The sequence below is a fragment of the Nitrogeniibacter aestuarii genome (assembly GCF_017309585.1).
GTDB classification, from domain to species: Bacteria; Pseudomonadota; Gammaproteobacteria; order Burkholderiales; family Rhodocyclaceae; genus Nitrogeniibacter; species Nitrogeniibacter aestuarii.
Map to the genome: position 1 here is coordinate 699,996 of NZ_CP071321.1, position 13,874 is coordinate 713,869.

At 64.7% G+C, this 13,874-nt stretch carries 14 protein-coding genes; 8 read left to right on the forward strand and 6 right to left on the reverse strand.

Features of this window, described 5'->3' with window-relative positions; all coding sequences use genetic code 11:
* The first annotated feature begins 43 nt into the window (after nucleotides 1-43).
* Entirely contained in the window at nucleotides 44-1,903 is a 1,860-nt protein-coding gene (locus tag J0W34_RS03315) for a putative bifunctional diguanylate cyclase/phosphodiesterase (RefSeq protein WP_230970685.1), read from the forward strand.
* Nucleotides 1,904-1,912: 9 nt separating this feature from the next.
* Here J0W34_RS03315 and J0W34_RS03320 read toward each other — a convergent pair whose 3' ends face one another.
* Nucleotides 1,913-2,350, reverse strand: a complete 438-nt coding sequence (locus J0W34_RS03320) for a DUF2721 domain-containing protein (protein WP_227815607.1) — start codon at nucleotides 2,348-2,350, stop codon at nucleotides 1,913-1,915.
* Nucleotides 2,351-2,407: 57 nt separating this feature from the next.
* On the opposite strand from J0W34_RS03320, the gene J0W34_RS03325 reads away from it, so the two are divergent.
* The 4 genes from J0W34_RS03325 to J0W34_RS03340 all read left to right on the forward strand — a co-directional run bounded on the left by J0W34_RS03325 (nucleotide 2,408) and on the right by J0W34_RS03340 (nucleotide 4,585).
* Nucleotides 2,408-3,256 carry a DNA ligase gene (locus tag J0W34_RS03325; protein ID WP_230970686.1) on the forward strand — a complete coding sequence of 283 codons (849 nt, stop codon included), beginning with the start codon at nucleotides 2,408-2,410 and terminating at the stop codon, nucleotides 3,254-3,256.
* A 209-nt stretch (nucleotides 3,257-3,465) separates the two neighbouring features.
* Nucleotides 3,466-3,798, forward strand: coding sequence for a hypothetical protein (locus J0W34_RS03330; protein WP_227815609.1), 333 nt, complete (start codon nucleotides 3,466-3,468; stop codon nucleotides 3,796-3,798).
* 20 nt (nucleotides 3,799-3,818) lie between these two features.
* On the forward strand, nucleotides 3,819-4,190 hold the full coding sequence (locus J0W34_RS03335) for a hypothetical protein (RefSeq protein WP_227815610.1): 372 nt from the start codon (nucleotides 3,819-3,821) through the stop codon (nucleotides 4,188-4,190).
* Nucleotides 4,187-4,585: a hypothetical protein gene (locus J0W34_RS03340; RefSeq protein ID WP_230970687.1), complete on the forward strand. Its 399-nt coding sequence runs from the start codon at nucleotides 4,187-4,189 to the stop codon at nucleotides 4,583-4,585. The genes J0W34_RS03335 and J0W34_RS03340 overlap by 4 nt, the downstream gene beginning before the upstream one ends.
* Here the strand turns inward: J0W34_RS03340 and J0W34_RS03345 are convergent.
* Nucleotides 4,558-5,502, reverse strand: coding sequence for a trypsin-like serine protease (locus J0W34_RS03345; protein ID WP_230970688.1), 945 nt, complete (start codon nucleotides 5,500-5,502; stop codon nucleotides 4,558-4,560). The genes J0W34_RS03340 and J0W34_RS03345 overlap by 28 nt on opposite strands.
* Nucleotides 5,503-5,672: 170 nt before the next feature.
* Here J0W34_RS03345 and J0W34_RS03350 point away from each other — a divergent pair, with 170 nt between their 5' ends.
* Entirely contained in the window at nucleotides 5,673-6,869 is a 1,197-nt protein-coding gene (locus J0W34_RS03350) for a lytic murein transglycosylase (protein ID WP_230970689.1), read from the forward strand.
* A 10-nt stretch (nucleotides 6,870-6,879) separates the two neighbouring features.
* On the opposite strand, the gene J0W34_RS03355 is transcribed toward J0W34_RS03350, so the two are convergent.
* Genes J0W34_RS03355 through J0W34_RS03370 form a run of 4 tightly spaced genes read right to left on the reverse strand, consistent with a single transcriptional unit; the run spans nucleotide 6,880 to nucleotide 10,852 of the window.
* Nucleotides 6,880-7,650, reverse strand: coding sequence for a polysaccharide deacetylase family protein (locus tag J0W34_RS03355; RefSeq protein ID WP_230970690.1), 771 nt, complete (start codon nucleotides 7,648-7,650; stop codon nucleotides 6,880-6,882).
* Nucleotides 7,651-8,721: a glycosyltransferase gene (locus J0W34_RS03360; protein ID WP_230970691.1), complete on the reverse strand. Its 1,071-nt coding sequence runs from the start codon at nucleotides 8,719-8,721 to the stop codon at nucleotides 7,651-7,653. It lies immediately after the preceding gene.
* Entirely contained in the window at nucleotides 8,718-9,800 is a 1,083-nt protein-coding gene (locus J0W34_RS03365; protein WP_230970692.1) for a glycosyltransferase family 4 protein, read from the reverse strand. Before J0W34_RS03365 ends, J0W34_RS03360 begins: the two co-directional genes overlap by 4 nt.
* Entirely contained in the window at nucleotides 9,797-10,852 is a 1,056-nt protein-coding gene (locus J0W34_RS03370; protein ID WP_230970693.1) for a glycosyltransferase family 9 protein, read from the reverse strand. Before J0W34_RS03370 ends, J0W34_RS03365 begins: the two co-directional genes overlap by 4 nt.
* A 199-nt stretch (nucleotides 10,853-11,051) precedes the next feature.
* Here J0W34_RS03370 and J0W34_RS03375 point away from each other — a divergent pair, with 199 nt between their 5' ends.
* Together J0W34_RS03375 and J0W34_RS03380 are read left to right on the forward strand one after the other, a co-directional pair.
* Nucleotides 11,052-12,272, forward strand: a complete 1,221-nt coding sequence (locus J0W34_RS03375) for a glycosyltransferase (protein ID WP_230970694.1) — start codon at nucleotides 11,052-11,054, stop codon at nucleotides 12,270-12,272.
* A gap of 261 nt (nucleotides 12,273-12,533) precedes the next feature.
* Complete coding sequence (locus J0W34_RS03380; protein ID WP_230970695.1) at nucleotides 12,534-13,835, forward strand: O-antigen ligase family protein; 1,302 nt, start codon at nucleotides 12,534-12,536, stop codon at nucleotides 13,833-13,835.
* Nucleotides 13,836-13,874 lie beyond the last annotated feature (39 nt).

Consider the following 13,874-nt stretch of genomic DNA (forward strand, 5'->3'; position numbering starts at 1 on the left):
CATGTTCGGGTTTGCGAGCACGACCAGGTGGCGCAGATGGGCCTTGGGCCTGACTGCGGCGCTCGCCTGCGTGGGTACGGCGATGGCGTTGCGCGGGGCTGAACTCTGGGCCGTGGGTGCCGCGATCGCCTGGCTGCTGACCCTGCCGCTGGCCGTGTGTGAATTTGCCTTCCTGCGTGCAGCCTTCACCGCACAGAAGCTGGCGATGCGCGGTGCACACGACGGCCTGTGGTGGTGGGACCCGATTTCCAAACGGCTGTGGGTGGGCGCCCGCCTGCTTGAAATCCTCGGGTACTCCGAGAATTTTCTGAAGGACACTCACGGCTGGCTTGCGCTTGTCCATCCGGATGACCGTGTGAGCTACAACCTGGCGGTGGCACGGCATCTGAAGGGTGAGTCGCGGTTTTTCTATCACGAGTACCGGGTCAAGGCGAACGACGGCACCTATCGCTGGATTGCCTCGCGTGGTGAAGCCGTGCGCAATCGCAAGGGCCTTGCCACGCTCATGGCGGGCTCGGTGTCCGACATCACGGTGCGCCGGCAGAGCGAAGCGCGCATTCGCGATCTTGCCTTCCATGATCAGCTCACCGGCCTTCAGAACCGGGCGGCCCTCTCCGACCGGCTCGACCTGGCGCTGACACGTAACAACGGTCGCGAGCCCTCCCGCACGGCGGTGCTGTTCATCGACATCGACCGCTTCAAGGACATCAACGACGTTCACGGCCATCAGGTGGGCGACCGGCTGCTCGTCAAGCTTGCCAAGCGCCTGCGCGCGGGTGTGCGCGGCAGCGACACCCTGGCCCGCCAGGGTGGGGACGAATTCATCGTGGTGCTCTCCGAGGTGGACGAACACGCCGATCTCATGGCCATCGCGCGCAAGCTGCTCGATACCGTCGAGGCGCCCATTGAGGTCACGGGCCTGGAGATGCTGGTCACGGCCAGCATCGGGATCAGCATCTACCCGGACGATGCCAGTGATGCCGACACCCTGTTCAGCAACGCCGATACGGCCATGTACGAAGCCAAGGCGGCCGGCGGCAACCAGGTATGCATGTACAACCATCAGATGAACGATGTGGTGCGTGAGCGCATGAACCTCGAAGTCGGTTTGCGCATGGCCATCAACCGTGGCGAACTGCGTCTGGTCTATCAACCCAAGGTGTCCCTGGGCAGCGGCGAGCTCAAGGGCTGCGAAGCGCTGTTGCGCTGGCATCGCGCCGATGGTTCGCTGGTCGGGCCGGACCGCTTCATCCCGGTGGCTGAGCGCTGTGGCTTGATCGAACAGATCGGGCTGTGGGTGATGACCACCGCCCTTGACCAGATTGCCCTGTGGCGCGACGCGGGTCTGCGGCCACCCACCGTCGCCATCAATATTTCGGCGCTGCAGCTGCTCCGTCCGGGGTTTGCCGAGGCCCTGTTCGCGGCGCTTGCCCAGCGCAAGCTGCCGGCCGAAGCGGTTGAGGTGGAAGTGACCGAATCGGTGTTCATGCAGCCCGAGAGCGCGGCCCGGGAGGAGATGCTGAGCATGCGTCAGCATGGGGTGCGACTGGCGCTGGATGACTTCGGAACGGGGTATTCGTCACTCTCCTACCTGAGCGCGCAGGAATTCGACACCCTGAAAATCGATCGGAGCTTTGTCTCGACCGCGGATGCCGGCTGCCACGCGCGCGAGCACTCGATTCTGCGCGCGATGGTCGCCATGGCCCGGGCGTTCGACATGACCGTGGTCGCCGAGGGGATTGAGCGAGAGGCACAGCGCGACGCCTTGCTGGCGCTCGATTGCGCCCAGGGACAAGGCTATCTGTTCGATGCGCCGCTGGCGCCGGACGCGTTTGCAGACGCCTATCTCGCCCCGGTGCAGGCGCCGGCGGCCCCCTTCTCCTCTGTTGCCAGCGAGGCCTGAGGCCTCAGATCACGGTTCCCAGTGGGTGGGATGGCTCACCGCCATGTACACCTCTCTCAGGAACAGGCCCAGGCCTCCGATCATTGCGAGCATGGCCAGGATGAACAGCGTGGCGATGGCCTCGGTGACATTGGCCTGAATCATCGTGCCGACAAAGGCCCCGGCGACCACCAGACAGACCAGCAGGGCGCTGAGCACCTGGCAGAAGATGGCCTTGTAGATGAAGTTGCCGCGCCGGCCCAGCAGATCCAGCTCGCGTTCCATGGAGGCCGCCTGTTCCTCGGCCGCACCTTCCTGCAGCCGCTTGCGTACCACCCGCCGCCGATCCACGACGCGTGCGAGACGGCCATTGAGCGCATTGATGAGCGTGGCCAGCGCCGTGAGCAAAAACACGGGTGCAACGGCCAGCTGGATGGCGTGTGAGAGATCGGAGAGCGGTTCGGTCATGGGCGTAAGCATAGCCTGAGGTGCGCACTTGTGTGACGCTATAATCGGCCAATGCAAATGTCATTGATTCTCAATGGGTGCCGCGTGCTGCTGGTCGCCCTGTCGTCCCTGGCGGTAAGCCCCCTTGCGATCGCCGGTGAGCCCCTGCTCCTGGCTCGGGAAGCGACCGAGGGTGTCGATCCCCGCCCTTATCTGGTCAGTGAAAAGCTCGACGGCGTGCGTGCGCACTGGGATGGGCATGTGTTGCGCTTTCGCAGTGGTCGTCAGATCAATGCTCCGGCCTGGTTTACCGACGCACTGCCGCCCACGCCGCTGGATGGCGAGCTGTGGATGGGGCGCGGACGTTTCGAGACGGTGTCCGGCATCGTGCGCACCGACCCGCCCGACGAGGCGGGCTGGCGGCAATTGCGCTACATGATCTTCGAGCTGCCCGGCGGCGAAGGGGATTTTGCCAACCGCGCACAACGCATCAAGACGCTTGTCGTCGAGACCCGTTTGCCCTGGTTGCAGGCCGTGGAGCAGCGGCGGGTGCCCGACCGTGCCCGACTGGAGGCCTGGCTCGCCGAGGTGATCGATGCTGGGGGTGAAGGGCTGATGCTGCATCGAGCCGACGCGCCGTACCTGACCGGGCGCAGCGATGCGTTGCTCAAACTCAAGCCGTGGCAGGACGCCGAGGGCATTGTCACCGCCCACCTGCCCGGCAGCGGGCGTCTTCAAGGCATGCTGGGGGCACTCGAAGTACGGCTGGCCGATGGTCGGCTGTTGCGCATTGGTACCGGCCTGAGTGACGCTGAACGCCGCTCACCGCCTGCGCTGGGGGCGCAGATCACCTTCCGTTTTCGTGGTTACACGCGCACCGGACTGCCCCGGTTCGCCAGCTTTCTGCGCGTGCGCGATCCGCTTTAAGCCGGTCACCCCCTTGGCGGGTGTCAGTCGGCGCCTACATTCGCGCAGGGGCAAGGACGACACAAGGCTCCGGCGCCATCCCACGATCCGGCCCATGGGCGAGGCATAGCATGGTCACACGTGCTCACCGATGCACATCGCATCGAATCACGAAGAGATGTTCGGACGCGAATGCGTTGACCGAAACAGACCATGAAAAGGAGTCAGACATGAATACCGTTACCGATCCTGCTGTGACCAACACCACGACCAACCCGATCAAGGGCGAGGCTGTGGGTCGCGCGAAGGAGTCTTTTGGCGAAGTTCAGTCCGCCACCAAAAAGCTGATTCACGACGGTTCCGACGTGGTGAAGGAAGGCGCTGCCGCGGTTGAAACCGCCGTGCGTGAGGGCGCGACCAGGCTTGAAGAAACCGCCACCAAAGCGGCAGACAAGACCGCCGTCTACGTGCAGGAGCAGCCGCTCAAGGCGCTGCTGATCGCTGCGGGCACGGGTGCTCTCATCGCGTTGGCTGCCGGTGCCGCTGCCCGCCGTCACCGCTGATCGGTGCATTGGCGAAAGCCATGATTCCGTCACTGATCCGTTTGTCCCTCCGCGAGCCTGGCCTGCTGGCCGAGCACGCGGAGGGTTATTCGCTGCTCGCACGCCATGAGTTTCACCAGTGGCGCAACCGCACACGCAAGCGCGTGCTGTGGTGGTCCGCGGCGGCCCTGCTGGCCATGGTGGCACTCATCATGACCGGCTGTGCCCTGATGTTGTGGGCGACAACGATGAATTCGCACTGGTTGCTGTGGGTCGTGCCAGGGGTGCCCTGGTTGCTGACACTACTGGCGGCCGGGCAGGCGGCCAGCCAGCCCGATCCCGACGGGGCCTTCGATCGCCTGTGGGATCAGGTAGATGCCGACCTGCGTTTGCTCAAGGAGATATCCGAATGAACGCCCATGTGAAACCTGACGATCTGATCGATCCGGCCGAGGCCCGGTTGCGAGCGTCGCGCGAGCGGCTCAAGCAGCGCCTCAGCCCGCGCACCGCGTCTCAGGCAAGCGAGCACGAAGAAGCTCAGGGCGGCGACATGTCGCCGAGCGAAATGTTCGACACCGTCGTCAAACCGGCCACTGAAGAGATCGTGCGCCGCTATCCGGTGCGTTCGTTGGCTGCGGCCGCCGCTGTTGGTGCGCTCGCCGTACGCATCCGCCCGTGGCAGGGCCTGATCGGCTCGATCATTGCCACCACCCTGATCCGCAAGGGCAGCACGGTGGCCGCCGCGTGGGCCATGGACAAGGCGGCCGACGCGCTTGAGCCTCAGCCGGGCCAGCGCCCGCCACGCTGAGCGTGCCGGCGCCATCCGGCCAGCGCCAGCGCGACCAGCACAAGCGCGAGTCCGAGTACGGCGACCATCGTCGTTGCTGAGTCGGGTCCGCGCGGTTGGGGGCTGGCTTCCTGGAGTGCGCCATCCGTGACGGAGGTGAGCCAGGCACGTACGGCGGGGGCGGTCAGGTCCGTGCCCACGCCCAGGCTGCCGAACGTGAAGCGCGGGCGCTCGCCGCTGACCGGGCTGATCACCGCCACGCTGATGCCGACGAGCAGACGTTCGCTTGCCCCCCGAGGCCTGACATAGATCGGCCCGCCCGAGTCGCCTCCTGCCACCAGGGTTTCCAGCGGGTTGCCGAGTGTCGGTCCCCCGAGAACGCCATTGCCCTGCGGGCCGTCAAAGTCGTAGAACAGGAAGTGGCCCGCCGTTGGCACGCCCGGCACATGCTCACCGACCAGGTCGGCCACGTTACGCCCCCAGCGAAACTCGCGGGGGCTTGCGTCGTGCTGCAGGCCGGTGTCGCCGTGGCCGGATGCGCCAGCGCCGACCAGATCGATGACATCACCGGCATTGAGCGTGCCGCGCATGAGTCGGGCAACGGGCACGTTGCGTGGCAGCGGTGTTGCCAGTTCGATGACGGCCAGATCATTGGCCGGCATGGCGTAGCCCGGCAGGGTGGCGATGCGTGCCGCCTGGCGCTCGTCGGCCTCGTGGCCGAACGGAATGAAGCGCACGAGCGTCGGGAGGGCGCCATGCCCCCCGGCCACGTGCGTCGCCGTCAGCACATGGCGGCGACTGATGGCAACGCCATTGAAACGGCCGCCGGGGGTAATCACCTGTCCCAGACCGGGCCACTCGGCCGATTGCGACGGAGCGATCACGCGCGCTGCGGGCGAGTCCGGTGCCGCGCCGGCCATCAGGGCATGCGCCGGCATGGCAAGGATCAGACCCAAACTGACAAGGAGAGAAAAGCGTCGGCTCACGGGGGAAGGAACTCGGTGCAGGTGTTTCACCATAGCACCGCCCCGGAGCGCTGCGCCCAAACCCTGGTAAGGCTTTGCAACGCCCGGTGCACGGCGCCGGCAGTCCTCATAGAATATCGCCCATGAAATCACACCTCCTGACCGGCGCCGTGGCGCTGATGAGTGCGCTGGCCGCCCCCTTGGCGCACGCCGATCTCTCCTTCGATGAATGCATGCGCATGTTGCGTTCCGCCGCACCCAGCAAGGGCGTGAGCCAGGCCGCCTTCGACCGCTTTACTGCGGGTGTGAGCCCCGACGAGACCGTGCTCGAGTCGCTCGACTACCAGCCCGAGTTCGTGACGCCCATTTGGGATTACCTCGCGGCGCTGGTCGATCAGGAGCGCATTGATGATGGTAAGGCCATGCTCGCCCAGTGGAGCGAGGTGCTCGGCCGGGTCGAAGCGGAGTACGGCGTTGACCGGGCGACCGTGGTCGCGGTGTGGGGGGTGGAGAGCAATTACGGCAAGAACTTCGGCTCGCGCCCGCTGGTGACCTCGCTGGCCACCCTCTCCTGCGAGGGGCGGCGGCAGGATTTCTTCCGCGGCGAGTTCTTCACCACGCTCAGGATCCTCGAGCAGGGCAACATCGCGCCCGAGCGTCTCACCGGCTCATGGGCGGGGGCCTTCGGCCACACCCAGTTCATGCCATCGACCTTCATGCGCATTGCCGTCGATTTCGATGGCGACGGGCGCCGCGATCTGATGGACAGTGTCCCGGACGCGCTGGCCTCGACCGCCAACTATCTCAAGCAGGCCGGCTGGCGCACAGGCCAGGGCTGGGGTTACGAGATCAAGCTGCCGGCCGGGTTCGACGCCTCCGTGGCCGGGCGCAAGGCACGCCGTGCGGTGAGCGAATGGTCGGCCATGGGTGTTCGGCAGATCGATGGCAGCGCATTGGATGCCATCGACAGCCAGGCCGCCGTGTTGTTGCCTGCGGGCGCAGAAGGGCCCGCCTTTCTGGTGTTCCGTAACTTCAACGCCATCTACAGCTACAACGCGGCCGAAAGCTATGCGCTGGCGATTGCGCATCTCTCAGACCGGCTGCGCGGCGCGGGGCCTTTCGTGACCGACTGGCCCACCGACGATCCGGGCATTGCGCGCGCCGAGCGCCGCGAACTGCAGCAACTGCTGCTCGATCGCGGGCACGCGATTGGTGAAGTGGACGGGCTGATCGGCGCCAAGTCCAAGGCCGCGATTGCGGTGGAGCAGGAACGGCTGGGTTATGAAGTGAATGGCCGTGCCGGCATGAAGATCCTCAAGGCCCTGCGCGAAGGGCAGTGACGCTCGGCGATCAGGCGGGGCGGGCGTCGAAGGTCTGCCCGTCGCGACGAATGAACGCCCGCTTCGGGGTGTTCTTCATGTGCAGGCGCCAGAAGTAGCCGAGCAGATTGTCGCCGTAGGAGATGGCCTTGCGCGGCAGGGTGAGTGGATCGTCGGCGACCGTCGCAGGTGCTCTCACGCAGGTGGTGGCGCAGGTGTAGCCCGCTTCGGCGACGGCGTCGACCGCACGGCGATCGTGACTGCCAAAGGGATAGCAGAAGTGATTGACCGGCTCGCCCAGCACGTCTTCGAGCATGGCTTTTGAACGGGTGACTTCTTCAAGGATGGCCGGGGTTTCGAGGGTCGCCAGCTTGGCGTGCGAGGCTGAATGCGAGCCGAAGTCGCAGCCTTCGCCACGCAACTGGCGAATGCGCTGCGCGCTCATGAGTGGCGGCGTGTCGCGCCCGTCCGATTCGAACCAGTAGGACGGCTTGCCGAGCAGGTCGGCGATCAGATACACCATGGCCGGAAAGCCGTGCTTCTGCAGCACCGGCCAGGCGTGTTCGTAGAAATTCTCGTAGCCATCGTCGAAGGTGAGGGCGACCGCCCTGGGCGGAATCGGCCGCTCGCCGCGCAGGCAGTCGAGCACCTGATCCATGGACAGGACCGTGTAGCCGAATCGCGCCAGATACGCCATTTGCGAAGCGAAGCGCTTGTGATGGCAATAGGTGGAGCGGTGCGCTTTCATCGGCGCAAAGTCGCCCACCTGGTGGTACATGAGGATGTTGATACCGCTGTTCATTCAGCGATTGTCCAGCAATTGGGCGTAGAGCGCACGGTACTGATCGATGATCACCTGTTCGCTGAAATCCTGCTCGATGCGCTTGAGACCGTTGCGTGCGAGCGTGTTCTGCAATGAGGCATCTTCAATCAGCTGGCGCATGTTCTCCGCCAGCGATTCGGCATCGTCGCATGGGCTGACCAGCGCGTCCTCTCCAGGGTGCGCGATTTCGCGCGCGCCCCTGAAGGCGGTGCAGGCCAGCGGCTTGCCATAGGCCCAGGCTTCGAGAATGACGTTGCCGAGCGTTTCCCGGTCCTGCGAGGGGAAGACGACCATGTCGGACAGGTGGAACCACTGCGCCGGGTCCTGCTGCCAGCCGGCGAAGTGGACGCGACTGCCCAGACCGGCCTGGCGCACCTGGGTTTCCAGCGCCTCGCGCAGGGGGCCGTCGCCGAGCAGGATCAGGCGCAGGCGCCGTCCGCCCAGTTCTGCCGGCAACTGGCGCATCGCCTCGATGAGCGTGGCGTGGCCCTTGACGTCGATCAGCCTGCCGGCGGTGACCATGAGCCAGTCTTCCGGCTGTACCTGCAAGGCTTCGCGCAGTTCCGCCTGGGTGTCCGCGTTGCAGGGTCTGGCCGGGTCGGCGAAATTGGTGATGTGGTGGACATCCTTCGCGGGCAGGCCGCCCTGGATCATCCAGTCACACAAGCCCTTGGTGTTGCCGATCCAGGCGTGGGCATGGCGGAACGGGTCGAGCTTGTAATAGCCGCCGAGGCGCGACAGATGCACCTGACCACGCCCGCGCTTGAGGTGGGTGAGCCGGGTCGCCCGACCCATGTAGGTCTGCACGATCGGCGCGGCGCTGGCGGCGACGAGCCGGGACAGTTCGTATTTCGAGAACGGGTCCCAGACGGTGCGCATGCCGGCGGTGATCTTGGGTACGTCCTGCAGGTGGTGCTGGTCGAGCTCCGAGCCGCGGCGCACCAGCACCTCGATGTCTTCGCCGTGGCGCTGCATGGCGGCCACGAAGCGCAGCAGCCAGCGTTCGGCGCCGCCCATTTCCTTGCTGCCGAGGATGTGGAGTGACTTCATCGGTTCAGCACCTTGTCGTAGATCGCCAGATTGCCTTCACACATCACGTCCACCGAGAATTCGTCGAGTACCCGCTGCCGACCGGCGGCCCCCATGCGTTCGCGCAGGGCAGCATCGTCGAGCAGGCGGTTCATTGCCTCGCCGAGCGCGGCGACATCGCCCACATCGATGAGCAGACCGTTGAGCCCGTCGCGCACGGCCTCCGGCATGCCGCCGGCACGGCAGGCGATGATCGGCACCTGCGCGGCGGACGCCTGCAGCAGCGACACGCCCAAGCCTTCCATATCGGCCGGGTGAACGAGCAGATCGAGGCAACCGAGCTGGGCGGGCAGGTCGTCGACGAAGCCCATGAGGCGCACATTGGCGTTCAGACCCTGGTGCTCGATGGCTTCGCGCAGTGCAGCGTCCAGCGGACCACGGCCATAGATGAGGACTTGCAGATCGGGGTGTCGGGCCAGCACGGCGGGCAGGGCGGCGAGCAGGTGGCGATGGCCCTTGCGCTCGATCAGTTGTGCCACGATGCCGGCCACCGGCGTGGTTTCGGGGAAGCCGAGTGATCGGCGAAAAGCCCCCTTGTCGTAGTCGCGCAGATAGGGGGTCGGGTCGAGCGCGCTGCGCACGCAACTCACGTGCTCGGCGTTCATGCCTTCGGCAAGCAGTACCTGACGGATGCCTTCCGAGATGGTGATCACGTGGTGATAGAGCCCGTACTTGAGTCTCACGGCCAGCCGCGACTCGGGATTGTCCACCCGGCGCGAAATGACTGCTGGGGTGCCGGACAGGCGCGCGGCAATGCCACCCCAGACGTCCGCGCCACGGCGACTGTGTACATGGAGCAGATCCGCACCCTGCGTTTTCATGGCGCGTCTGAGCCGGCCAGCGAGCGCCGCGTCGAGATCGCCCTTCATGGGCATTTCGATCACCCCGCCAAAAACGCGAGCCTCATCGGCAATGTGCGATCCGGCCGGGCAGGCCAGCACATTATCGATACCGCGTTTTGCCAGCCCCTCCATCAGGTAGAGCACCTGCTTACCGCCACCGTAGAGGTGCCGGCCGGATTCCACGTGAAGCACTTTCACGTCGTGCCTCCGGCGGCGAGGACGCTGCGGGCTTCGTCCATCACGCGCTCGGCAGTGATGTCACGCAGGCAGGTGAATGCGCCATGGCAGGTCGGGCGCCTGCGGCAGGGGGAGCATTCGAGTCCGAGCCAGATCACCCGGGCGTTGTCGCGACCGGTGTCCAGATAGGGGCGTGTCGAGCCGAAGAGGGCGACCGTCGGGGTGGCGAAGGCGATCCCCATGTGGGTCAGCCCGGTATCGACGCCGACAAGCAGCCCGGCACGCTCGATGACGGCGGCAGCTTCGGGGATGTTGGTCTTGCCCGCGAGGACGACCGCGCCTGGAATGGCGCCGGCAATGCGCTCGGCTGCGTCCACATCGGCAGGGCCGCCGAGGATGACCGGGGTCATGCCCAGCTCGGCAGCCACTTTGGGCCCCAGGGCTTGCCATGCGTCTTCGAACCAGTGCTTCTGGGGGCGCGTGGTGAAGGGCGCAAAGGCCGCGAAATGCCCGCGCTCGAGACCCTGCGCGGCCAGCAGCGCATCGACCTTCGCTGCCACCGTGTCACCGACGACCAGACGCGGCAGGAATTCGCCGGTGTCGAGCCCGAGTTGCTGGGCGAGGTAGAGATATTCGGAGCTGATCCGCCCGGCGTCGCCGCCTTTCGGAATCACCTCGGTCATCAGCCATTGGCTGCCCTCACGACTGCCCAGTCCAATGCGTCGCGGCGCGCCCGACAACCAGGTGAGCCAGCCGCTCTTGAGCAGGCTCTGCATGTCGATGGCGATGTCGAAGCGCTTTGACTTGAGCTCGCGGGACAGGCCGCGGACTGCCCGGAACAGATCCCCGAAGCGGCGAGCCTGCCATAGCTTCTTCCACTCGCTCTTGGGCCAGTGGATGAGTTCATCGACGCACGGATCATCCGCCAGCAAAGGCGCGATGCCCGGCTCGACCAGCCAGGCCACATGGGCGTCTGGCCAGGTCGCCTTGAGCGCAGCCGCAAAGGGCGAGGCGAACACCACGTCGCCGATGGCGGAAGTGCGGACGATGAGGATGCGGGGCGATTGGGTCATGACGGCGACAGATATTACCCGGTCTTGCACACTCAGTCGCGAGTCACGGGCACGGCTGGATCGGAGGTGCCGCCCTGTCATGGGTGGCAATGTTAGACTTACGCCACTTTAGAATGACGAGTGTTTGCAGACGCATGCCAACCCCGGGTGCGTCGCCGGTGCTTGTCAGGTCAATTCCCTACAGAGACGGCGGAATCCCTTGAAGTTGCTGCATCTGGTCAGTCTGAGAGAAGTCGGCGGAATCCAGCGCGATTTTGCCAATTTTGTCAGCACCAGTCCTGCCGGTCGCGCCGTTGAACACCATCTGTTGCTGACCCGCCCCGGCATCGCTGAAGCCATTGCCCCGCAAGTGCGTTCCTCGGTCGCGTCTATCCGCGCATTGCGGCATTGGGGCACGCTGGAGATCCCGGCCGGCCTGCCCATGGTGCGTCAATGGTGGTTCCAACGTGCCGTCAAACGCTCGCAGGCCGACGCCATCGTCTTGTGGAGTGCGCCGCGAGCCCTGCAGCACATCGATGTGCCACCCGCAACCAGGCTGATCTATTACGAGCACGGTGCCGCCTGGTTCAACCGCGACACGGACGAGGTGGCGCGACAGGTCAAGCGAGCCGACGGCATTGTCTGCAATTCCAATGCCTCCGCGCGCATGATGCGTCTGCGGTGGGGCGTTGGAGCTGCCCAGCCGGTGGTCGTGTGTCCCAACGCGGTGGTGATGCCGACGGGCGCCAGTGCGGCAGCCCCAAGATCGCTGCCGCCGGGGGCTCGCCTGACGCTGGGGATGGCCGGGCGCCTCGAGTCGCTGAAGGGGGGCGTGCTTGCGCTTCATGCGCTGCGCGCCTTGCTCGATCATGGCGTGGATGCCCGGTTGCTGGTGGCAGGAACGGGGCCGGATCGGGCGCGTCTGGAGCAACAGGCCGCCGCGCTGGAGATATCGGAGCGGGTCGAGTTTCTGGGCTTTGTCGACCAGATGCAGTCGTTCTATGCGCGGCTGGATGTCTTTCTGTGCCCGTCGATTCGCGAGCCCTTTGGCCTGGTGTGCGCAGAGGCCATGGCCCACGGGCTGCCGGTTGTGTGCTCGGCCGTCGACGGCTTGCCTGAAGTGGTCCTCGATGGCGTTACCGGCGTTTGCGTCCCGCCGAGTCTGCCGCTGACGGACTACGGTGCGTATGGTGGCGTCGCGGATGGGGTGCCGGGATACGTTTATGATCCCGCGTCGGATGCCATCCGTCCTGCGCGGCTCGTGGATCCGGCGGGCCTGGCCAATGCCGTGCTTGCCGTGACGGCCGATGAGGCCGGCTATGCGCGCTTCAGTGGCGCCGCACTCGAACGAGCAGGGGTGTTGGCTGACTATGCGGGGCATGTTGGTGACGTGCTCGACGCCATCCGGTCGTTCATCGACGTGCCGCGTGAGGCCGCGTGATCCGGTGCAAGGCGTACGATGCCCATGGCTCTGTCATGCTCAAACGCTTGCTCTACGTCAGCTCACCATGTTAAACCCCGCTGTCTTCAAACGACGTCCGCCGTCGAACGGAAGAATGAAATCGACGACAGCACAATTCGATGCGTCACAGGCGTCGTCTTCATATTCATGCGCTGGTGCGTCCGGCAACAGCCCGGCGGTTTTCGGGTGACGCATCCGGGCAATGCCGACGTTTTCAATTATTCAATAGACCATGCATGAATGACCTCGCTGACCGGCTCTGATTTCAAGAGGTACTTTCACCTCGTTTCCTTGTATCTGCTGTACTTCGGCGCTTTTCTCTATTTTGCGGGGCCGGCGATCGGGCGACCGGTCTTCGAACTCTTCCTGATCACCGGGGCATTGAGTCTGATATGGCATCTACCCAGGATCTGGCGCAATCCGGTTGTTCTGTTGCTTGGCGCGAGTATCCTGATTCAGATCGCATCATGGATGTACTGCCAGCAGAATTTCGCGCAGTACGCTGCGTCGAATCCGGATCTGAAGCGATTGGGGCACTTGTTCCTGTTTCTGCCGGTGGCCTGGGTGCTTGGAGCGAACAATCGATCTCCTTGGGTGCTGGCAGTACTGTTTTTTGCCGGACTCTGCATCACGCCCTTTTCCATGGGCAATGGTGCCAGCGACTTTTTCGATGGGCAGCGATCCGACTTCGGATACCGGAACGCCCAGCACGTCGCCATCGTGTTTGCGGTGTCACTGGTGGCGTTGGTGGTGTTGAGAAAACGCGTTCTGGATGGCTTCCCGTCAGCGAAGACATGGGCCAGTGCCGTGCTTGCGGCGGCGATCATCTACGCCGTGCTGATCGTGGCGATCGCCAATACGCGCGGCGTGTTTCTTGGCCTGGCAGCGGGCGTTCTCGTGGCCGGTGCGGGCATGTTGTTGAAAAACAAGAAACCCAAAAAGCGCGACGTGCTGGTGACCGCGGCTCTGGCGATTGTGATGGCAATGTCGTTGAGCCTGACGTCGAATCCCGTGAGCAACTGGTTGCGCGAAGTGGACACGGTGAAATCACTGGTGTCTGGCGATGTCTCGACTATTCCCAATGACACCAGTTCGGGCATACGCATCCATACGTGGGTGGAAGGCTGGAAATGGTTCGGGCAGAGCCCATGGATCGGCTGGGGCCAGAACGGAAAGAACATGGCCATCAAGGAGTCCACTGCGCTGCCCGAAGCGATCCGGAATGAATTTGGGCATCTGCACAACAGCTACCTGGAGACCTTGGTCAACAATGGACTGCTTGGCTTGAGCCTGATCCTCGCCTTGCATGCATGGGTGGGCACCACCGTCATCAAGGGCTGCCGACGACGAGGCATCAAGGATGTTCAGGTCTTTACCGCAGTGGTCGGTGTGCTGTGGCTCATCGCCAACTGCTTCGAGTCCTACATGTTCTATCGATCGGGGGTGATGATGTTTGGTATCGTGAGCGCTTCGCTTTTGACCGCCAGTGGCTACGACTTCGGTCTTTCATCGCCAGTGGCTCGAAACGCACACGAACGCTGAAGATGTCTTCGCTGGTTTGTTGGCAGGATTCAGGTGCGC